Below are 21,039 nucleotides of genomic sequence, written 5' to 3' on the forward strand. Positions count from 1 at the left end.
GTTAAACTTACCATGCTGCCGGAACTCAAGCTCCAGCCCCTACGCTATGTACTGGCGATCATCGATCACGGCGGCTTCCACGCAGCCGCCAAGCAGCTGCATCGTAGCCAGCCGGCCATCTCCATGGCGGTGCGTGATCTGGAGTCCCGTCTCGGCCAGCCGCTGTTCGAGAAGGGCAACGGCCACCCCCTCCTGACCCCCTTCGGACACTGGTGTGAGCCGCGCTTTCGGGAACTGGTGGCCCATCACGACCGCCTAAGCCGCGACGCAATGGCCTTGGCGAATGCCCAAGCGGGTCGTGTCGATATCGCCGCGGTGCCCTCGGTGGCCAGTCGCCTGATGCCGGCCCTTCTGGCCAGCTTCGTCCAGGACCATCCTGGCATCGAGATCAGCCTCCAGGACGGCCACTCCGAGCGGGTCAATCAGATGGTGCTCAAGGGCGAGGTGGAGCTGGGCATCACCAGCCTGTGGCTGCCCAATGATGCACTGCGCTTTACCGGCCTGCTCAAGGATGAGGTGGGGGTGGTGTGCCGCGACGACCATCCGTTGGCCAGTGAGGAGCGCCTGCACTGGCAGGCACTGACGGGCTATCCGCTGATACGCAACGGTACTTCACGACTGCTGGAGGGCTCTCCTGCCGCCGATCTGCTATCCCGCAGCACCCTCTATATATCCAACATGATCTCGCTGACCGCCATGCTCGAGGCCGGTATCGGCATCACCACCCTGCCGCGCCTGGCCTTTCAGGAGGAGCATCAACGGCTACGCTTTATTCCCCTGGCCGAACCCCGCCTGGAACGCCGCATCGGCCTGCTTCGCCGGGCACGACAGAGCCTCTCTCCCGCCGCCGAAGCGATGGAAAGTCACCTGCTGGATAAGCTGCTGGTTAAAGGGGGTTGCTCCAGAAACGACGAAGGGCCTACGGCGGAACCGTAGACCCTTGGAATTCGTTGGCGCGCCCAGAAGGATTCGAACCTTCGACCCCTGCCTTCGGAGGGCAGTACTCTATCCAGCTGAGCTATGGGCGCGCGGCTGCAGCGTGCTGCAGTGCCTTGAGGCGGGCATAATGCTAACTGCCTGCCCAGCGAGTGTCCAGCGCCGCCTCGCAATGCGCCTTGCCGGTGTTCGCCAAATGGCCTGCAACGGGGCATTTTCCTGGCAAACCGGTTGCCGGTATACTGTGGCCATTCTTCGTGCCTGGCGCGGCTGCAGGTGGTATGGCGGCGTCCTACACAATAATGCATCGAGCAGTTCTCGATACCGGACCGTATAGAGGTGGTGAGAGTGAATTCCAGCAAGTTGATCATCGGGTGCCTGACCACCCTAGGCCTGGCCGTAGCGGCTGCCTCCCAAGCACACGCCGACGCCGATCGTGACGCCATTGCCGAGCGTCTCAAGCCGGTCGGCCAGGTGTGCCTGCAGGGCCAGGACTGCGGCACCGCCGCGGCCGCCGAGAACGGTGACGATACCGCCGACACCGGTAACGGCATCGACGGCGAGGCTGTCTACGGCCGGGTCTGCGCCGCCTGTCACGACAGCGGTGCCGCCGGCGCACCGATGATGGACGATGCCGATGCCTGGGCCGAGCGCCTCGACCAGGGCATCGAGACGCTCTACGAGCACGCCATCAGCGGTATCGGCGCCATGCCGGCCCGGGGCGGAGACTCCAGCCTCTCCGATGAAGAGGTCATGGCGTCTACCAACTACCTGATCGAATCGGTCTACGATGGCGACCTGCCGGAGATCGGTGGCGATGAAGAGGTCGAGATGGCTGAAGCTGCCAACGGCGAGGGGGAGGCCGAGGTAGCCGACGTCAGCGATGAAGCCAACGGCAACGGTGAAGAGGATGCCGCCGCAGAAGAAGAGGTAGCAGCGGCCGAGGAAGAGAATGGCCTCGACGGCGAAGCGCTGTATGCCAGCGGCGGCTGTGCGGCCTGCCACGACAGCGGTGCCGCCGGCGCGCCGATCGTCGGTGACGACTGGGGCGACCGTATGGACCAGGACATCAGCGAGCTGTATGCCAACGCCATCAACGGCATCGGCGCCATGCCGCCCAAGGGAGGCAATACCAGCCTCTCCGATGAAGAGGTAGAGGCCATCGTCGACTACATGGTCGCCGCCTCCGAATAAGCGGGCTGAGAGTCTGACGACCACAGCTGCGAAGGGCGCCACTCGGCGCCCTTCGTGCGTCTGGGAGAAGAGGTTTCCGGCAGTCGCTAGTTCAGCAGTGAACGGATGCCCGCCAGGGCGTCCTTGCCCCGCGCCTGTTTCTTGTCCGGGTCCTCCTTGTCGGCGCGCCCCTCCCAGGCCAGGTCCTGGTCCGGTAGCTCGTCGAGGAAGCGGCTCTGGGTGCAGTCCATCAGCTCGCCGTAGGCCTTGCGCTGGCGGGCCAGGGTCAGGGTCAGGGTGCGCCGTGCACGAGTGATACCCACATAGGCCAGGCGCCGCTCCTCCTCCACTGTGCCCGCCTCGATGGCGTTGCGGTGGGGCAGCAGCTCCTCCTCCCAGCCCATCAGATAGACGTGGGGAAACTCGAGCCCCTTGGAGGCATGCATGGTCAGCAGCTGGACGCGGTCGGAGTCGTCCTCCTCGGCCTGCTGCTCGAGGATATCGCGCAGCACCAGCCGCGAGATCGCCGCCTGGACGCTGTCGGTTTCGGTGTCTTCGCTGGCGAGACTCTCGTCCCCCGTCTCGTCAGGCGCACGCTGCATCGACTTTTCGAGCTGATCGATCAGGATCCAGACGTTGGCCATGCGCCGCTCGGCGATGGTCGGGGCGCTGGCGTTCTGGTAGAGCCATGCCTCGTAGTCCATCTCGCGCAGCATGTCGCGGATGGCGTGGATGGCATCGCCGCCGTCCATGCGCCGCCGCACGCCGTCGATAAAGTGGGTAAACCTGCCCAACCGCTCGACGGCCCGGACCGGCAGCAGCTGCTCGAGCCCCAGTTCGTGGCAGGCGCCAAACAGCGAGCAGCCGCGCTCGGTGGCGTAGTTGGCAAGCTTCTCCAGGGTCCCGGGACCGATCTCGCGGCGCGGCACGTTGACGATGCGCAGGAAGGCGTTGTCGTCTGCGGGGTTGATCAGCAGCCGCAGGTAGGCCATGGCGTCCTTGATCTCGTTGCGCGAGAAGAACGAGGTGCCGCCGGAGAGCTTGTAGGGGATCTGGTAGTGCTGCAGCTTGAGCTCCAGCAGTCGGGCCTGGAAGTTGCCGCGATAGAGCACCGCGAAGTCGCGCCACTCGGCGCGCTCCTTGATGCGCCGGGTGAGAATTTCGCTGGCCACCCGCTCGGCCTCGGCCTCTTCGTGGCGATTGACCACCACGCGGATCGCCTCGCCGTCGCCCATGTCCGACCACAGCGACTTCTCGTAGACGTGGGGGTTGTTGGCGATCAGGGTATTGGCAGCGCGCAGGATGGTGCCGGTGGAACGGTAGTTCTGCTCCAGCTTGACCACCTTGAGACGCGGGAAATCCTCGCCCAGGGTAATCAGGTTCTCGGGGCGCGCGCCGCGCCAGGCGTAAATCGACTGGTCGTCGTCGCCGACCACGGTGAAGGTCTTGCGCTCCTCCATCAGCAGCTTGACCAGCAGGTACTGCGAGACGTTGGTGTCCTGATACTCGTCGACCAGCATGTAGTGGATCTTGCGCCGCCAGCGCGCCAGCGCCTCGGGGTCGCACTGCAGCAACGCCACCGGCAGCAGGATCAGGTCGTCGAAGTCCACCGCATTGTAGGCCTTGAGGTGACGGCCATAGGCCTCGTAGACCCGCGCTGCGAAGTGCTGGTCGTCGTCCACGGCATGCGATAGCGCCTCGCCGGGCAGGATCAGGTCGTTCTTCCACTGCGAGATCTGTGACTGGACGGCGTTGATCTGCTCGGCGTCGACCTGGGCATCCTTGTTCATCAGGTCGCGCAGCAACGCCTTGGCGTCTTCGGGATCGAACAGCGAGAAGCCCGGCTTGTAGCCCAGGGTCTTGAGCTCGCCGCGGATGATATTGAGCCCCAGGGTGTGGAAGGTAGAGACCGTCAGGCCATGGCCCTCCTTGCCCTTGAGCATCTGCCCCACCCGCTCCTTCATTTCACGGGCGGCCTTGTTGGTAAAGGTCACCGCGGCGATGCGCCGGGCGCTCATGCCGCACTCCTGCACCAGGTAGGCGATCTTGGTGGTGATCACGCTGGTCTTGCCCGAACCCGCGCCGGCCAGCACCAGGCAGGGGCCGTCGATATAGCGCACCGCCTCCTGCTGGCGAGGATTGAGCTTGGCCAGGCGCTGCTGGATCGACATCGCTTACTCCTTGGGGGGCTGGCCGGGGTCGCTGGCACCCTCGAAACCCAGCTGGCGCCACGCCTCGTAGACCAGGATGGCGCAGGCATTGGAGAGGTTCAGGCTGCGGCTATCGGGCAGCATCGGCAGGCGCAGGCGCTGCTCGGGCGGCAGCGCATCGAGCAGTGCCTGGGGCAGGCCGCGGGTCTCGGGGCCGAACACCAGGGCATCGCCGGGTGCATAGCAGGGTTCATGGTAGCCGCTGCGCCCGCGGGTCGATACGGCAAATACCCGGCGAGGCGCGACATCGTCAAGAAACGCCGGCCAGTTGCGGTGCACGCGCACCGCTGCCCACTCATGGTAGTCGAGCCCGGCGCGGCGCAGCCGTTTGTCGTCGAGCACGAAACCCAGCGGCTCGATCAGGTGCAGCCGGAAGCCGGTATTGGCACACAGTCGGATCAGATTACCGGTATTCGGCGGGATCTCGGGTTCGAACAGGACCACGTCGAGCATGACGCCTCCTAGGGTCGCTCCCCAATGCACTCGGGCCCGGCTCGACCAGCGCCGAGGGGCCCAAGAGCTGACGCGGGGCGGTGGGTCAGAAGGTCAGCCGCACCCCGGCATGCGCGCCGCTATCCAGGGTCTGGTTGCCCGGCGAGGTGTCGAAGTCGGCGCGCAGGCGGCGGTAGCCGACGTAGCCATCGACGTTACGGGTAAAGGCATAGCGCGCTCGCAGGCCGACTTCGAGACTGTCGTCGAGGTCGCTGGTGGTCACCACGCTGGGGGTGTAAAAGGCGTAGCCGCCCAGCGACACCGCCGGCGCCTGGGGCAAATACACGTAACCGTAGCCGCCGAGGCCAAGCCCGCCGCCGTTGCCATAGTCCGTATCATACTGGCTCCAGCGCGCACCGATGCCGATATCCAGGTCGCTGCTGCGGTCCACGCCCAGCAGCTGAATATGCCCCTGGGTAGCATCGTCACGGTAGCCGCTGTGCAGGATACCGCCGCCCAGGGCGATGCCCGGCGCGATCTCGCCAGCGGCGTCGAACTGCACGGCGTCGCTGCTCAGGTTGAGGTCGAGGCTGCTGGTGGCCGATGCGGTCGTGGCAGCCAGCATAAAGGTCGCGGCGGCGAAAGCAGTGAGAGTGTGTTTCATGGCAATATCACTCATGGCAGTAGATCGGTGTTACGTCCAACAGACGGCTAGGTGCTGACGCCGTAGCGGGCGCGGTAGTCGCGAATCGCCTCGGCATGGGGTTGCATGGCAGCCCCGGCGTGCTGCTCCAGGTACTCGAGTACCATGTCCAGGGTAACGATACTGATCACCGGCATGGCATAGCGCTGCTCGACCTCCTGAATCGCGCTCAGCTCGCCGGCGCCACGCTCCTGGCGGTCGAGGGCGATCACGACACCTGCCGCCTCGGCACCGGCGGCCTCGATCAGCGCCATCACTTCGCGAATCGCGGTGCCGGCGGTGATCACATCGTCGATGATCAGAATCCGCCCGGCCAGTTCGGCGCCAACGATGTTGCCGCCCTCACCGTGGTCCTTGGCCTCCTTGCGGTTGAAGGCGAACGGCAGGTCGCGAGCGTGGTGCTCGGCCAGCGCCACGGCAGTGGTCGCCGCCAACGGGATGCCCTTGTAAGCGGGCCCGAACAGCACGTCGGCCTGCAAGCCACTGGCTTCGATGGCCTGGGCGTAGCAGCGGCCCAGCCGCGCCAGGGCGGCGCCGCTCTTGAACAGACCCGCATTGAAGAAATAGGGACTGACGCGGCCCGACTTGAGGGTGAACTCACCGAAGCGCAGCACGCCCTGCTCGATGGCGAATTCGATGAATTCGCGCTGGTATGGCTGCATTTCGCCAGCATTGCCTTGCTGCACCACAGGACCCCCTATCATGTTCATCAACTAAGGCCATTTACCCAAACGTCGAAACGTCGGGTATCATACACGCGCGACGGAAAAGGGACCACGTAATGAAAATCGCCAGCATCAATGTCAATGGCATCCGTGAAGCGGTCGGTCGGGGCTTTCTCGACTGGCTCGCCAACCAGGATGCCGATGTCGTCTGCGTGCAGAATCTCAAGGCCAAGAGCTTCGAGCTGGACGACAGTATTCTCTACCCTGAAGGCTACGAGGGCTACTTCCTCGATGCCGAGCAGGACGGCTTCTCCGGGGTCGGCCTCTACTGCCGCAAGATTCCCAAGGCCATCATGTACGGCCTGGGCTTCGAGCAGTGCGACCACGAAGGGCGCTTTCTGCAGGCCGACTACGACCGCTTCAGCATCGCCAGCTTCCTGATGCCCGACGGCAGCGACCCGCAGGCCAAGGAAGCCTTTATGGCGCAGTACCAGGAGTACCTCGGCAAGATGGCGCGCAAGCGGCGCGAGTACATCATCTGCGGCACCTGGCATATCGCCCACAAGACCATCGACCTGGAGAACTGGGCAGATAACCAGACCACTCCGGGCTTCAAGGCCGAAGAGCGCGCCTGGATGGACCAGGTGCTCGGCCCGACCGGCTTCATCGACACCTTCCGCGAGATCAATCGCGACGCCGGTGAGTATACCTGGTGGCCGGCGCTGGATCAGGATCAGCCGCGCTCGCGTCAGGAGGGGTGGCGCCTCGATTACCAGATGGTCGGCCCCAACTTCCGCCGCCATGTGGTCGACGCCTGGATCGACTACGACGCGACCTTCTCCGAGTTCGCGCCGCTGATCGTCGAGTACGACCTCACGCTGTAATCCCTGCGCCCTCCCGTCCCCATGACGCCGGCCCCTGGGTCGGCGTCATGCGTTGGCAAGCGACTACCGGCGAATGCCCAGCGCCTCGCGCTGGTGGCCAAACAGCTCAGCGCCGGTGGCCTCGGCCAGGTCGAGCAATGCGTTGAGTTCGGCACGCGAGAACGCACCGGCCTCGGCGGTGCCCTGCACCTCGATCAACCCGCCCGACTCGGTCATCACCACGTTCATATCGGTGTCGGCACCGCTGTCCTCGGGGTAATCGAGATCGACCACCGGGGTACCCTTGAAGATCCCCACCGATACCGAACTGACCAGCTGCACGAAGGGGTCCTGCTTGATCAGCTTCTTGCGCTGCATGTAGCGCAGCGCATCGACCAGCGCCACGCAGGCGCCGGTAATCGAGGCGGTGCGGGTGCCACCATCGGCCTGGATAACGTCGCAGTCGACGGTGATGGTGAATTCGCCGAGTTTCTTGAGATTGACCGCGGCGCGCAGCGAGCGGCCGATCAGGCGCTGGATCTCCAGGGTGCGGCCGCCCTGCTTGCCGCGTGAGGCTTCGCGGCCGCTGCGGGTATGCGTGGCGCGGGGCAGCATGCCGTACTCGGCGGTGACCCAGCCCTGGCCCTTGCCGCGCAGCCAACGCGGCACACCGGCCTCGACGCTGGCGTTGCACAGTACCTGGGTGTCGCCAAACTCCACCAGCACCGAGCCTTCGGCGTGGCGGGTATAGTCGCGGGTCAGGCGGATCTCGCGGGACTGTTCGGGCTGTCGTCCACTGGGGCGCATAGGGGTTTTACACTCTCGGGCTTGCAGTCGAATGGATGGCAGCCGGTCTTGCCGTCGACAGGGAGCGGCCGCCGCCGTGGCGGCCATTCTACACGTTCGCGGTGGCGAATCGGGTACACTGGCGCCATCGCTTCATGCCGCAATCGACAGCTCAGGAGATTCCCATGGTGCACAGCATGACCGCCTTCACCCGCCAGCGTCACGAGGCCGCGTGGGGCAGCCTGCATCTCGAGCTGCGCTCGGTGAACCAGCGCTATCTTGACCTGCATTTCCGCCTGCCCGACAGCCTGCGCGACCTCGAGCCGATCTGGCGCGACGCGCTACGCCAGCGCCTGGCCCGCGGCAAGCTGGAGTGCACCCTGCGCTTCGAGCCGGTCAACGGCAGCGACAGCCTGAGCGTCGACCGCACCCGCCTCAAGGCCCTCGCCCAGGCGCTGGTGGAGGTGCGCAGCGAGCTGCCCGGCGTGGCCATGCCCGACGCCCTCGGCATGCTCCAGCACCCCGGCATCCTGACCGCCGACAGCGTCGATCAAGACGCCATCCAGGCCGCCGCCCAGACGCTGTTCAACACCGCCCTGGATGACCTGGTGGCCGGCCGCGCCCGCGAAGGCGAGCAGCTCGCCGAGCTGATCCGCACTCGGCTGGTCGGCATCCGTGAACAGGTCGCCGAGGTCCGGCGCCTGCTGCCAGGCATCCTCACCCGCCAGCGCCAGCTGCTGCTCGAACGGCTCGAAGCGGTCAAGGCCGAACTCGATCCCCAGCGCCTCGAGGCCGAGCTGGCGCTGATGGCCCAGAAGGCCGATGTCGACGAAGAGCTCGACCGCCTCGACACCCACGTCAGCGAGGTCGAGCGCCAGCTCACTCAGAAGGGCCAAGTCGGCCGGCGCCTCGACTTCCTGATGCAGGAGCTCAACCGCGAGGCCAACACCCTCTCCTCTAAGTCAGTGGTCGCCGAGAGCACCCGCTGCGCGGTGGAGCTCAAGGTGCTGATCGAGCAGATGAGGGAGCAGATCCAGAACATCGAGTGATGTCCATGGGTGATCATCAAAATCCATAGACAATTGTTTTTTTGGGAAAAAAATCGAGCTGTTGTCTATGACTGTCTACCAAAATCTATCTTAAGCCACCGCCAATTGGGTAGTACAATGGGGAGTATACCGGCATACTCCCCACCAAGAGGCGCGATTCTGCCATGGGTACTCCCCACCTCAAACGCTCACGCCCGGACCGGGCCATCCTTGCCAGTGACAACCCTCCCCTGCCAGCCAGGCATCATCGGCCGTGGAAACATGTACTTAATGCTGTATACGCTACGCTATCCGCCACGCCTTCGAACGATCGTTTCAAATTTTTAAGTGCCACGCATGGGAGAGGCTAATGGGTAGCTTTACCGTCAAGAAGGTCCAGTCCCTGATCAAGGACGGGACACCAGGCCGCTACAGCGATGGCAACGGCCTCTACCTGATGATCCCCAAGAAGGGCGCTCCCTACTGGATGCATCGGTACACTTTCTCCGGAAAGCGCCGTGAGCTGACGCTGGACAAGTGCACAGACCTTTCCTTAGCTCAGGCTCGTGAGCAAGCGGTAGAGGCCCAGAAGGCCATCCGCAGCGGTGTAGACCCCGTCGAAGAGCGCAAGCGTGAGGAGCAGGCCACCATCCAATCCGTTCAGGACCTTTTCGACGATTGGTACCAGGACCTGGAGAAGCGTCTGAAGCACCCGCGTATCCCGAAACGGATCTTCGAAAAGGAGGTCGCCCCGTCGATCGGGCGCCAGCCCTTGGAGAGCGTCACTCCCATGGATGTCCGCGACATTCTCAGGAAAGTCGCCGGCAGCGGTCGCCCCGCCATTGCCAACGACACCCTGATGTACCTGAAACAGCTTTTCAATCACGCCATCAAGCTGGGCCTGCTCACCTACAATCCAGCAGCGGCCTTCAACGTGAACGATGCCGGCGGCATCGAGAAGAGCCGCGACAGGGCACTGACCCTCGACGAGATCCACAAGGTCTTTCACGTCTTTAGGGACAACCGGGACAGCCTAAGCCGCGACAACTATCTTGCCTGCGCCCTTCTCCTCGTTCTGGGAGTGCGCAAGACTGAGCTGACCGAAGCCCAGTGGAGGGAATTCGATTTGGAGAATCATCAGTGGGAGCTCTCTGGTGAACGCAGCAAGTCAGGAGCGGGCATTGTCATCCCACTCCCCCCGCAAGCCGTCAGCTGGCTGGAAGAGCTCAAGATCCGCGCCTGCGGCTCACCCTACGTCTTTCCCAGTCGACGCAGCAGCAAGCGGCCCCATATGGGCAAGGACACGTTGAACCGAGCCATTTCCAAGCTGTTCGGCCGGGAGCCAGGCAAGAAACCACAACCTGAAAACAAGATGGGCGATATCGCCGAATTCACCGTCCACGATCTTCGACGTACCTGCCGTAGCTTGCTGGCTGCCGCTGGCGTGCCGGGGCATGTCGCGGAGCGGTGCCTGAACCACAAACTCAAGGGAATCGAAGGCGTCTACGATCGCCATGACTACTTCGATGAGCGAAAAGAGGCTTTGACCAAAGTGGCAGCGTTGGTTGAGCCTGCCATTGACGGAAACTCAGCTGAATATTTCGAGGCCCATCCGCAGACAGTAACAGCCCTCCAACTCACCTAGTTTTTTTCAAGATATGCATCAACTGCGGCAAAATCTGACATAAATACTGGTTCGGAAGGCAAGCCGCCGCTAGGTGGGTAAGCGCATTATCTTTTTGATCCGGGCGGGTTATTCCCCCGCCCAGGGCCTGACGGGTTGCCAGTTTTGCTGGGCCAGTTGGGATTTACTGGATCATCATCGTAATCATCATTTGGATAGGAGTGCATGATATCCGAGTACATAGTAACCCCCCCTGAGATCGAGACGGATATTTGTTCAGTGCCAGCTATGCTCTTTAGATCGCCATAAACTTCCTTGATGCATTCATTAAATCTATCTCTGGCACCTTTCTTCTGAATATTAAAGTTTGATATCTCTATGCTCAGGATATTACCACGCAACGCAACCTCAACTTCAGTATGGTAATCACCGCAAAATATTTGAGCTGATCGGGTAGCTTTACGGACAAACTCAGCCACGCGCGTGACAACCCTCTTTTCTTCAGACTCATATTCAAGGACGGCAAAATCCCCCAACTGAAATTTATCCATAACTCCAGACCTGTTAATTGAAGTCATCACCATATTTCTTCTCGTAAGGGGGCCTTTCTCAGGGATTATAAAGCACATCACGACTCCATCATCGGAGTCAAATACCTTTACTTCTCCAATCGGCAGGTGCTCTTGAATGATTTTTTTTACTTCATTCAGTTCTTTATCGTTCATACGTCCCCCCTCGCAAGTCAGTACGCTCCCTATGCTCAGCATGACCGTTTTCGGCTGGAGTATCCAGCCGAGGAGCGTTTCCTGCTCATGCTCACCGTCTTCAATCGTCATGATTAGAGCTTAGATCCGAGGCTAAATTTCAGGCCTAGGCCACCTCAGCGTGGCTCTGGCCAATCAGCGGTATTATTTGCCCTAGCCTAATATAACCGCTACCAGTACGTAGCGGCTACCTTGGGCCTCATAGGTCCACTTGCTGCGATAGAGATACTCGTCGCGCAGATGCTCAGTGGGCGTCCTTCAGCTTGTCCAAGTCTTACCATAGCAGATCGAAAAGCGCCATGAAACGCGCCGTGTGGGTTGCCTTGCTGGAGCAATTTAAAAACTCGAGTCCGCATTGCTGTGCTGATAACCCCGATCCATCGCTGTGAAACCCTGCAGTGGCAGTGTAGACAGTACGAAGGCAAAGAGGGCTGCATGGAAGGCTGACCCGGTTGGAGCGCAAGCTAGCTCGGGCATGGCCACGCGCTTTGTGAAGTCGCCTGAGCCAGCGTCACACTTCCCCCTAATTCCATCAGCCGCCAACCAGCCGGCTTTAATGTGATGGTCAGCCTGAAGCCCAGAAGGCAATACTGAGCTTCTTTCTTGCGGCCGATTGTCAACTTTCAGGTTTTGACAGGTCACTTTCAGGCAACAGTGCCATAGGCTCAATTTTGTTTTTAGTGAGAAGTTGTATCTTCGGATGCCTCCAACAAAATATCACAAGCTTTAAGATTCAAGTCGATAAACTCATCCCAGCTAAATTCATTCGAATAGTGTAGATCATACTGCCGATCGACCCGGCAAATGTCAGGTCGATCAGCATAGATTGTACAAATCTTACTGGCATCATTATAATGCTTGCAAGTACCATCACCCCGATCAAGTGGCCTAGTTTCACTCGCCAAACTAACATTCTGACAACAAAGACCGCACTGGGTGCATGGAAACTCCTTTACTTTATGATGCATGAAGCCAACCATTTTCGCGTACTCTCAGAATTCCCCATTTCGTAGGGTAGGTCAATTCCCCTTTTCGTCGTTTCTTTCTCCAAATACATGCCGCGTTGAATTTCATCATTACAAACCATCAATTCTTTTGAGAACTCCTCGAGCTCCTCCGCATTCAAATTAAACTCCAACTTACTAAGATCAGCCAAGTATTGATCTAATTCCGCGTTGATGGCTTCGAATTGGGCAACCGAGGCAGCATGCGGCATGATAGAATCAATGAATTCCCATACTTTATTAGCGACACCACTATGGAGCATAATGTAGGTCAGCCCCAGAGTGACGACACCAGTTATCAGCGCACTACTGAAAGCAGCCAGTTCGGCACCCAGCGGAAAGTTGCATATCGGTAACAGTTGGGTATAGGCCACTGTTCCCACCGCCGTAGCGGCCCCTATAGATAGCACAGAAACAACGGCCCTACATAGATCGACAAAGCCCAATTTATCAGGGTTAAAAATTAGCAACTTGATAGCCTTGACCAGCTGCATCCAGACCTCTCGGATGATTTTAACCGCCATGCGCTGCGTCGTAGCAAACACATTGAAAATAGTGGTTGTAAGGCTAGCAAATACACCACCGAAGACGCCATCCTTGAAGGCCGTAAGGAAACTTTTGAAGCGCACCTTTACTCGCCTCCAGATACCTTTTAGCGTCTTATTGATACTGTCAATGAATGATGAAAAATCGAAGCCTACTTTGCACTCTTTCAGCAAGGTAGGGATCTGCTCGCGTAACTCGAACCAGACTTCAGCCATGATCAGCCCCAGCATTTGGCGGGTACCCATCTTCAAGCCCGATATCCCTGATGCCGTGGCAGTCTGCTTCAAAAACTTGCTGCTAGTGTAGTAGGAGCGATTAATCTGCTGTTCGTAGGGCCTTCTGGCCTCGGCATCGCGTTCCCGCATACTGTCGGGATCGATGGCTTTGAGCTGCTCGATCTTATCCTCGGTTTTCCGAATCTTATCTTCCAGCTTACGTGCCTCATGCTGCTGCTGAGGTGTGTTGCGCGGATGATTTTCCAGCTTCTGGCGCTCCATGGCCAGTGTTGATTCATGCGTACTTATTGTTCCAGGCAGTTTGTCCAAATAGGCATCGATGGATGTAGCGTTTTTTGACCTATTGACCGTACCTTGAGTAGATTGAAGGTTACTATCCTTATTCGCCAGTTCCACACCATCTGACTCAGCCAGGATGCGTCCCGGATCATTATGAATTTCCTTGGCACTAATTACATGGTCGAGGTGGCGTTCATCACCTGCCCCCATGGTAGTATTTCGATACGGGTCATGTAGATCGCCAGCTTGATGTAGCGGCTTATCTCGCTTACCAGTATTTATATAATTCTCATGAGTATGGTAAGGGTGTGAGTCGTACTTCTCTCGATTTTCATATCGTTGCTTTTCACTATCCGAAGCCCAAATTCCTTGGCGAGCATTGTGAACCGTGTCTACATTCCCGCCGACTTTATCCTCAAACAGGAGGAAATCTAGACCAAAGCTAGTTGCCAAACTATTAACGACAGTTTTTTCGAGTTCTTTGGACCAATTGTAATCCTGCGCTAAAGTTTTCATATGGAGGCTCATGGAAAATAAGGGAATTGAAAAGGGGAGCCTTAACTCCCCCTAAGACTAGTCAAGCTGCCTCAACGGCTTCCGCACTGGTCGTAGCTTTTTCAAGCTGGTTATCCAGTTCGCCATCGTTTAGCAGCATAGATCCCTCTTCATTTGTCTCCATCACGGGCACACCATTTTCATCCATGGCAATAGCACCATCAACCACCTTCACTTTGAAGATTGGAGTCGTAATAAGATCAACCAAAATGGTAGCTAAAGCATAGCCATTTTCAATAGCACGCATAATCTCGCCATCAAGCCTGCTTAATTCCTGAGCCATATCGAGGTTCTGGCTTTTGATAACCTGCAGATGATCGTCGATTTCTTTGAGTTGATCAAAATACAAATTAAACTGGTCATCAAGAGAAGCCAAAGTTACTTTTATCCTCGTCACATACACCACTGTCTGGCCAAGGTGCTTGATGGCCTGCTCCAGCTTCTCGATGGCTTCATTGACTTCTTTGTCTGCCTTGCGAGCATTTCTTAGCGCTTCTTCACCGTGGCTATTGTAAGCCCAGCCTGCAATTGCCAATACAGGGCCAGCTACTGCAGCGCCGAGAATTGCCGTCCCACCGGCTATGCCCATGCCACCAGTTGCCAGAGACCCACCACCAATCGCAGCCAAGGTTGCTTTGGTAGCAGCAGCACCTGCCAGTGATGATATCGCAGTGCCTGTAGAAGCAGCCCCGAGAGCCATGACTCCACCATAGACTGCAAACCCTGCGGCAGCGCCAGCAGTACTGGCCCCTGCTAGTGTACCCAGCACACCAACGGCAGTGTAGCTGTACTCCTCTATTTCTTGGAGTTTATGCTTGGGTATATTGACTTCCAGCTTGTTCTTGCGCCCAGCATTTAATTTTTGCTGAAGCTTGTCTGCCAGAATCTTGAACTCACCAAGGCGCTTGCCAATCTCAAGCTCTTTTTTTCCAAGCGCCTCAAGCGCTGCCGTCGTCGTGGTTTCCTGCTTGTCAAACACTTCTCGCTTTTCGTCATAGCGCTGCTGAGCACTCGCAACGATCTTGTCGGCTTCCGAGTGGCTCTGATAACCGTCGTAGCCTTTTTTCGCGCCGTAGGCGGCGCTAGCCAAGGCTGCTCCAGCAAGGATAATGGGAAGTGGCATAACTATGTCCTTATTAATTTCCAGCAGAAATTCTCACATACGCTGCAATTCGACCTCAGGCTACATAAGAAAAGCTCTATATAGCAGGTGAATCCCCCTGGGTCTTAGGGGTATCACTGTTCATATCGGCCGAGAGCAATGATCCTTGAGGCATTTTTCTTCGCGACAGGCGCTAAGCCCCGTTCTTATCGTCATAACGAGCTTGAATTGCTGACACGACAATATGTGTCGCAACTTGGAGTGCTTCTCTTCTCAAATCATTTGCATGACATGCGACGTCTATTGTCGCTCGACGGCACGAGTCTGGCTGCCAACACAAGACAAGCCAAAGGCATGACTATGACTAGGACAACAGAAGCACTCGAGCCCATGAGCAGCAGTAAAACGCACACACCCTGCCGAGCCAAAATATTGGGGCAATGGGAAGAAGACCGCCGGGCTTGGAGAATCCAGCACCCTGCCACTGCCAGACTCGCAGAAGGCTTGCCTATCGAGCAGGCCCTAGGCGAAGTGAAGACAGCGACCACCGATGGCGCTCGCCTGCTGGTGAATACGGACTGGAGTGCTGGCCTCGATACCACAACACGCCGCTTCGTGCAGGCTCATCTAGTCTGGCACGCCGCGGCCGGGGACTATCGCCCCATTCAGCAGCATGACGAACATCGTTGGCACCTAGCCTGCGACCATGCCGTGAATGCTCAATTGCTGCTGCTCGGCTTCCCGCTGGCCGACGATGCGATATTGTTCCCGGCATGCATAGCGCGGAGTGTCTTCGAAGTCTATGCCTGGTTGGCCGATCATCCATGGCCCGAAGCGGAGTACAGCCTGGACCGTTTGGCCGGGCAAATCGACTTGTCTCCAAGCGCCGATAAGGTCAAGTATCTTGACCATGCCTGGCGTCAACGCATTCACAACGTGGTACGAGACTATCTCGGCACCTCCTGTTTGCCCAACGCGGTGGCCGCCTGGCTACTAACGCGTAGATGATTCTTTTGCGAAGTTCCCTTAGGCTGTTGGCTCAGCCCCACCCAGCGACAAAGAGTGTATATGTCCGAGATACGCGAGACCCTGTTCCGCTACCTGGCCCTGTTACAGCTGATCCCACGCAGCCCAGGCCGGATCAGCACTCCAGTACTACTGGAAAAGCTGCATGAGCGCGGATTTCATATCGATACCCGGTCGCTGCAGCGAGACCTGCGTGATCGGCTGTCGCTGCATTTCCCACTGGGGTGTGACGACAGCAGCAAGCCCTATCGCTGGTACTTCGACAGAGACTTTCACTGCAGCCTGCCAGCGCTCGACGTACCCAGCGCACTTACCCTGGTGCTGGCCGAGGAATACCTGAAAGGACTGCTGCCTCCGGTAGTGATCGGCCAATTGACACCACAGTTTCGCGATGCCCGACAGCTGCTCGACGATCTGGAAGCGAATGGACTAAGCCAGTGGGCCAGGCGCGTTCGGGCCATCCCCAACGGCAAGGCGCTCCTACCAGCTCCGCTGGCAGAGGAAATCTGGCAGACCGTGTCCCAGGCGTTGATGACGCATCGCGCCCTCAACGTGACCTACCTGTCTCGCAGCGCCGAAGTGGAAAAGCAGTTCACCCTGCACCCACAGGGACTGGTTAGCCGCCATAGCGTTACGTACTTACTGGCTACGGTTAACGGCTACACCGACATCCGCCAATTCGCCCTGCACCGCATTGAGGAAGCCAGCCTGAGCAAAGCTGCCTGGCGGGAGTCTATCGACTTCGATCTTGATGACTACATCCATGGCGGCGCGTTTGGCTACCGGCAGAGCCCCCAGGATGTGACTCTAGTCGCCAATGTAGCTCCTCAAGTGGTTTGGCTACTCACGGAGACCCCCCTGTCTACCGAGCAGAGCTTCACCCCCCTCCCTAGCAGTGACTGGCAGCGCCTTACAGCTGAAGTACCCGACGACCAGCAGACTCTATGGTGGCTTATGGGCATGGGGACCAACGTAGAGGTTTTGGAGCCTGATGCCTGGCGACAAAAAATCCTCACCACTGCCGAAGAGATAGTTGCTCGTTCTATGGCTAAAGCCTAGTGCAGATCCCTACGCCTTCGCGGGTGCATGATAGAACGGCTGCCCCATAGAACGGTTTCGACGTTCGGGTACAACATTCCATCCATTTTGATACCTATATCACTCCTGTGACCTGAGCCCTCCCCGGGCTTTTCCATCGGCACAGGAGACCTGCTATGTCCCCACCCTGCTCACGCTGTGCCTCGCAGCGCGTCATCAACCTCGAGACGGCCCGGAAGTTGGGCACCACCGCCGGTGCACTGGCCGGCTCCATCAAAGGAGCCTATGTGTCGCTCTACTCGCCCAGTCGTCTGCTGGTGTCATCGGTCCAGTTCCCGCTCAGTCGAATCGCCGTTGCGGTGATGGGTGCCGCGACGGGCGGGATTGCGGGTGCCTCGGCCGGTAATCGCATGGTCCAGCACTTGCTTCCACCCGGCGAGGGCACGCCCTGGCTGTGCTGGGGCTGTGGCCATGCCTTCCGCGTTCTGAACTGACCCCTTTCCCTTACCACCACCTACCCGCCGGCGATCTGCCGGCTTTTTTCGTTGAGGAGATTTCCCATGGCTCATCTGATCGAACACATGGCCTACGTCGGCGATACCCCCTGGCATGGCCTGGGGCAGCGGCTGTCACGTCATCAACCACTCGAGGTCTGGCGTCAACAGGCCGGCATGGACTGGCACATCGAAGAGTCCCCGGTGCGCTTCATTGCTGATGGCGCGGGGCACCTGGGCAGCATCCACTCCTTCCCTGAGCAGAAGGTGCTCTATCGCTCGGATACCCGGGCACCGCTGTCGGTGGTCTCGCAGCGCTACAAGGTGGTCCAGCCGGAGGAGGTGCTGGAGTTCTACCGGGATCTGACCGAGTACGCCGGTTATGAGCTGGAGACCGCGGGCGTGCTCAAGGGCGGTCGCAAGTTCTGGGCCCTGGCCCGGAGTGGACTGGGCACGGCCTTGAAGGGGCAGGACCAGGTCAATGCCTACCTGCTACTGGCTACGTCCTGTGATGGCTCGCTGGCCACCGTCGCCACACCTACCTCGGTGCGGGTGGTCTGCAACAACACCCTGACCATTGCCGTGGATGGCATGGCACAGGGGGTGAAGGTGCCGCACAGCACCGAGTTCAATCCGCAGCGAGTCAAGCAGCAGCTGGGGATCTCGGTCGCCCAGTGGGACGGCTTCATGTATCGCATCAAGACCCTGGCCGAGCGCAAGGTCAGCCAGGAGGAAGTGCAGGCCTACTTCCAGTCGGTGATCTGCAATACCGAGGCACCGCTGGACGATCCGTCCAAACTGCCCAACTACCGGGCGCTCAATCGCGTTCAAAAGCTCTACCACAGCGAAGGGCGCGGCTCGCAGCTGTGCACCGCGCAGGGCACGGCCTGGGGCCTGCTCAACGCCATCACCGAGTATGTCGACCACGAGAAGCGGGCACGCAGTAATGACTACCGCATGGACTCCGCCTGGTTCGGCCAGGGCGCCAGCCTCAAGGACAAGGCCCTGGAGTCGGCGATGGCACTGGTGGCCTGATCGCCGTCGGTGATTCTAGCGGCTTGTTCCACCCCTATCGATTATCCCCATCACGGCATAACGCCCAGCCCCTCGAAGGCCGGGCGTTTGTGTTTCTGGAGGTGCCTATGCAACCCCCCATGACCTTTGAGATGTGCCGGGCCCTGACTCAGCTGACTCGTCAGCTGCTGGGGGCCGGTGAACGTGAAACCCACACCCACGTGCTGGCCAAGGGCCAGGTCTACCGCGTGGTCGTGTCGCTGGAGCCGGTCCCGGCGGATCAGCTCCATGACGTCATCAACCGCTACCTGTAAGGAGATCACCATGGCAACGCCCATTCATCCCGAGCACGGCAAGAACAGCTCTCCGCTATCACCCCACCAGACACCCCAGCCACTGCAGGAGAGCACCGCGATCATCCAGGTGATCGAGCGGGCGGCCCTCAACCCCGACGTCGACATCGACAAGATGGAGCGCCTGCTGCAGATGCAGGAGCGCGTCCTCGACCGCCAGGCGCTGATGGCCTATTGCGCCGCCATGGCGGCGATGCAGACGGAGCTACCCAGCATTGTGGAGCGAGGCCAGGGCAACAACGGCGGCTATGCCACCCTCGAGGATATCGTCGACACCGTGCGGCCCATCATGCAGCGCCACGGCTTCGCGGTGAGCTTCCGTATCCAAACCCAGGAGCGAGGCATTCAGGTCACTGGCGTGCTGATGCACCAGGAGGGACACCGGGAAGAGACCAGCATGCTGCTGCCAGCGGACGTGAGCGGCAACAAGAACGCCGTGCAGGCGTTTGGCTCCTCCACCAGCTATGGCAAGCGCTACGTGCTGTGCGCGCTACTCAACATCACCACCCGCGGACAGGACGATAACGGCCAGGGTGCTGCGCCACCGGTGAAGGTGGTCACGGCGTTCCAGGCCGCTCAGCTCAAGCAGCTGATCACCGCTTGTCCCGTCACGACCCAGGAGTGGTTCGTCGGCAAGTACGGCGACGTCGAGCGGGTCCCCCGCAGCGATTTCGACAAGCTACGCGCCTCCCTGCAAAAGCGGGCTCTGCCCAATCATCAACATCACTAAGCGATCGGCGAGGGGCCCACCCTCGCTGCTATGCCGTCATGTCACCAAGGAGATCGTCATGCAGATCCTGACACTGGAACAGGGCACGCCCGAGTGGCATGCCGCCCGTCTTGGCATCGTCACCATGTCCGAGCTGAAGACACTGCTGGTCAAGGGCAAGGGGCCGGAAGGCTTTGGTACCGGCGCCATCAGCTATATGCATCAATTGATCGGTGAGCGCATCACCGGGGAACCCTCGGAGGCCTTTCAAGGCAATGCCCACACCCAGCGCGGTCACCAGTTGGAGCCGGTGGCGCGGGAGCTCTACCAGGAGGCCACTGGCCTGTCCCGCCTGGAGCAGGTCGGCATCATCCTCAACCACGGGGTGGGCTATTCCCCCGACTGCCTGGTGGACAACAACGGCCTGGCAGAGATCAAGACCAAGCTGCCCAAGGTCCAGATCGAACTGCTGCTGGACGGCGAGCTGCCCCAGGAGCACGTGGCTCAGTGCCAGGGTGGTCTGTGGGTCAGTGAACGGGAGTGGATCGATTTCGTCAGCTACTGGCCCGGGATGCCGCTGTTCGTGAAGCGGGCTTACCGGGATGAGGCAATGATCCGCACCATCGCCGAGCGCGTGGAGGCGTTCTACGAAGAACTGGAGCGTCGCATGGCCATGGTCATGGCCGCCTGAGGAGAGACACCATGAACCATCACAAGCTGAGTGCCGGCGAGACTGCCGGCACCTATCGCATCACCGCGCCGGTCACCGAGGCGGAGCTCTTGAGCATTGCCCAGGCCTTCGCTCGTCGCCGGCTGGCCAAGGGGCGCAAGATCACCCAGCCGGCGCTGGCCTTCGAATACCTGCAGATCCTGCTGCAGGACTATGAACACGAGGTATTCAGTGCCATCTTCCTCGACACCCAGCATCGGGTCATCAAATTTGAGGAGCTGTTCCGCGGCACCATCGACGCGGCCAACGTCTATCCCCGTGAGGTGGTCAAGCAAGCGCTGAGCTGTAATGCCGCCGCCGTCATACTGGTCCACAACCATCCAAGCGGCGATCCCGAGCCCAGCGATGCCGACCGACGCATCACCCAGCGGCTGAAGGAAGCGCTGGGCCTGGTGGAGATCCGCGTTAACGATCACATCGTGGTCGGTAGCGAAGGATGCGAGTCGTTTGCTGAGCGTGGGTATCTGTAGCGCTGGCAATTGTCAGTCCCACGACATAATGCCGGTGCCGCCTCTCAGTGGCGGCACCGCCATCACCATAAGCATTTATTTTTTGCTGTAATTGGCAGGCCTCGCCCCATCAGCGGGCCTTGTCGCCTGCACTGGACTGCCCCGGCGAACTGACTGACAGCCACAGGAATACAGGTGCCGTCGCGATCTTGGAAAAATGAGGCTCCGGCAGTGAGAAAGGCACAGCCAAAGCCTGCTGAGGTGAGGGGCATCAGACGAATGAACCCACCCAAATGATGATCTATCTCCTGTGAGCCGGC

22 protein-coding genes and 1 tRNA gene are annotated in these 21,039 nt (G+C 59.7%); 13 read left to right on the top strand and 10 right to left on the bottom strand.

What is annotated here, in order from left to right:
- The first annotated feature begins 12 nt into the window (after positions 1-12).
- Positions 13-936: a LysR family transcriptional regulator gene (locus tag IEI94_RS18715; RefSeq protein ID WP_191168759.1), complete on the top strand. Its 924-nt coding sequence runs from the start codon at positions 13-15 to the stop codon at positions 934-936.
- Positions 937-951: 15 nt separating this feature from the next.
- On the opposite strand, the gene IEI94_RS18720 is transcribed toward IEI94_RS18715, so the two are convergent.
- A tRNA-Arg gene (locus IEI94_RS18720) sits at positions 952-1,028 on the bottom strand.
- Between the two features lie 256 nt (positions 1,029-1,284).
- Here IEI94_RS18720 and IEI94_RS18725 point away from each other — a divergent pair.
- The gene (locus IEI94_RS18725) at positions 1,285-2,130 is read left to right on the top strand and encodes a c-type cytochrome (protein ID WP_191168760.1); all 846 of its coding nucleotides are present in this window, start codon (positions 1,285-1,287) and stop codon (positions 2,128-2,130) included.
- Between the two features lie 86 nt (positions 2,131-2,216).
- On the opposite strand, the gene rep is transcribed toward IEI94_RS18725, so the two are convergent.
- The 4 genes from rep to pyrE all read right to left on the bottom strand — a co-directional run bounded on the left by rep (position 2,217) and on the right by pyrE (position 6,116).
- Positions 2,217-4,280: a DNA helicase Rep gene (gene rep, locus IEI94_RS18730; protein WP_191168761.1), complete on the bottom strand. Its 2,064-nt coding sequence runs from the start codon at positions 4,278-4,280 to the stop codon at positions 2,217-2,219.
- 3 nt (positions 4,281-4,283) lie between these two features.
- Entirely contained in the window at positions 4,284-4,772 is a 489-nt protein-coding gene (gene trmL, locus IEI94_RS18735) for a tRNA (uridine(34)/cytosine(34)/5-carboxymethylaminomethyluridine(34)-2'-O)-methyltransferase TrmL (protein ID WP_191168762.1), read from the bottom strand.
- Between the two features lie 85 nt (positions 4,773-4,857).
- Positions 4,858-5,415, bottom strand: coding sequence for a YfaZ family outer membrane protein (locus IEI94_RS18740; RefSeq protein WP_191168763.1), 558 nt, complete (start codon positions 5,413-5,415; stop codon positions 4,858-4,860).
- Positions 5,416-5,462: 47 nt separating this feature from the next.
- The gene (gene pyrE, locus IEI94_RS18745) at positions 5,463-6,116 is read right to left on the bottom strand and encodes an orotate phosphoribosyltransferase (RefSeq protein ID WP_191169668.1); all 654 of its coding nucleotides are present in this window, start codon (positions 6,114-6,116) and stop codon (positions 5,463-5,465) included.
- Positions 6,117-6,235: 119 nt separating this feature from the next.
- On the opposite strand from pyrE, the gene IEI94_RS18750 reads away from it, so the two are divergent.
- Positions 6,236-7,003, top strand: a complete 768-nt coding sequence (locus tag IEI94_RS18750; RefSeq protein WP_191168764.1) for an exodeoxyribonuclease III — start codon at positions 6,236-6,238, stop codon at positions 7,001-7,003.
- Between the two features lie 63 nt (positions 7,004-7,066).
- Here IEI94_RS18750 and rph read toward each other — a convergent pair whose 3' ends face one another.
- Positions 7,067-7,789 carry a ribonuclease PH gene (gene rph / locus IEI94_RS18755; protein ID WP_191168765.1) on the bottom strand — a complete coding sequence of 241 codons (723 nt, stop codon included), beginning with the start codon at positions 7,787-7,789 and terminating at the stop codon, positions 7,067-7,069.
- 164 nt (positions 7,790-7,953) lie between these two features.
- Here rph and IEI94_RS18760 point away from each other — a divergent pair, with 164 nt between their 5' ends.
- Together IEI94_RS18760 and IEI94_RS18765 are read left to right on the top strand one after the other, a co-directional pair.
- The gene (locus IEI94_RS18760) at positions 7,954-8,817 is read left to right on the top strand and encodes a YicC/YloC family endoribonuclease (RefSeq protein WP_191168766.1); all 864 of its coding nucleotides are present in this window, start codon (positions 7,954-7,956) and stop codon (positions 8,815-8,817) included.
- Positions 8,818-9,166: 349 nt separating this feature from the next.
- Entirely contained in the window at positions 9,167-10,441 is a 1,275-nt protein-coding gene (locus IEI94_RS18765) for a tyrosine-type recombinase/integrase (RefSeq protein WP_191168767.1), read from the top strand.
- A gap of 86 nt (positions 10,442-10,527) precedes the next feature.
- On the opposite strand, the gene IEI94_RS18770 is transcribed toward IEI94_RS18765, so the two are convergent.
- From IEI94_RS18770 to IEI94_RS18785, 4 genes are all read right to left on the bottom strand, one after another.
- Positions 10,528-11,256 (bottom strand): hypothetical protein, encoded by a 729-nt coding sequence (locus IEI94_RS18770; RefSeq protein ID WP_191168768.1) that lies wholly within the window; start codon positions 11,254-11,256, stop codon positions 10,528-10,530.
- A gap of 605 nt (positions 11,257-11,861) precedes the next feature.
- The gene (locus IEI94_RS22995) at positions 11,862-12,164 is read right to left on the bottom strand and encodes a YkgJ family cysteine cluster protein (protein WP_412030916.1); all 303 of its coding nucleotides are present in this window, start codon (positions 12,162-12,164) and stop codon (positions 11,862-11,864) included.
- Complete coding sequence (locus IEI94_RS18780; RefSeq protein ID WP_191168770.1) at positions 12,137-13,765, bottom strand: hypothetical protein; 1,629 nt, start codon at positions 13,763-13,765, stop codon at positions 12,137-12,139. Before IEI94_RS18780 ends, IEI94_RS22995 begins: the two co-directional genes overlap by 28 nt.
- A 61-nt stretch (positions 13,766-13,826) precedes the next feature.
- Positions 13,827-14,927, bottom strand: coding sequence for a chemotaxis protein (locus IEI94_RS18785; RefSeq protein ID WP_191168771.1), 1,101 nt, complete (start codon positions 14,925-14,927; stop codon positions 13,827-13,829).
- A gap of 138 nt (positions 14,928-15,065) precedes the next feature.
- Here IEI94_RS18785 and IEI94_RS18790 point away from each other — a divergent pair, with 138 nt between their 5' ends.
- From IEI94_RS18790 to IEI94_RS18825, 8 genes are all read left to right on the top strand, one after another.
- Complete coding sequence (locus IEI94_RS18790; RefSeq protein ID WP_191168772.1) at positions 15,066-15,914, top strand: DUF2201 family putative metallopeptidase; 849 nt, start codon at positions 15,066-15,068, stop codon at positions 15,912-15,914.
- A gap of 60 nt (positions 15,915-15,974) precedes the next feature.
- Complete coding sequence (locus tag IEI94_RS18795) at positions 15,975-16,991, top strand: helix-turn-helix transcriptional regulator (protein ID WP_191168773.1); 1,017 nt, start codon at positions 15,975-15,977, stop codon at positions 16,989-16,991.
- Between the two features lie 155 nt (positions 16,992-17,146).
- Complete coding sequence (locus tag IEI94_RS18800) at positions 17,147-17,464, top strand: hypothetical protein (protein WP_191168774.1); 318 nt, start codon at positions 17,147-17,149, stop codon at positions 17,462-17,464.
- A gap of 66 nt (positions 17,465-17,530) precedes the next feature.
- Positions 17,531-18,499: a DUF932 domain-containing protein gene (locus IEI94_RS18805; protein ID WP_191168775.1), complete on the top strand. Its 969-nt coding sequence runs from the start codon at positions 17,531-17,533 to the stop codon at positions 18,497-18,499.
- A gap of 107 nt (positions 18,500-18,606) precedes the next feature.
- Positions 18,607-18,792 (top strand): hypothetical protein, encoded by a 186-nt coding sequence (locus IEI94_RS18810; protein WP_191168776.1) that lies wholly within the window; start codon positions 18,607-18,609, stop codon positions 18,790-18,792.
- Between the two features lie 10 nt (positions 18,793-18,802).
- The gene (locus IEI94_RS18815) at positions 18,803-19,561 is read left to right on the top strand and encodes an ERF family protein (RefSeq protein WP_191168777.1); all 759 of its coding nucleotides are present in this window, start codon (positions 18,803-18,805) and stop codon (positions 19,559-19,561) included.
- 58 nt (positions 19,562-19,619) lie between these two features.
- Positions 19,620-20,231 carry a lambda exonuclease family protein gene (locus tag IEI94_RS18820; protein WP_191168778.1) on the top strand — a complete coding sequence of 204 codons (612 nt, stop codon included), beginning with the start codon at positions 19,620-19,622 and terminating at the stop codon, positions 20,229-20,231.
- Positions 20,232-20,242: 11 nt separating this feature from the next.
- Positions 20,243-20,740 carry a JAB domain-containing protein gene (locus IEI94_RS18825; RefSeq protein WP_191168779.1) on the top strand — a complete coding sequence of 166 codons (498 nt, stop codon included), beginning with the start codon at positions 20,243-20,245 and terminating at the stop codon, positions 20,738-20,740.
- Positions 20,741-21,039 lie beyond the last annotated feature (299 nt).

The sequence above is a fragment of the Halomonas sp. ML-15 genome (assembly GCF_014779595.1).
GTDB lineage: Bacteria > Pseudomonadota > Gammaproteobacteria > Pseudomonadales > Halomonadaceae > Franzmannia.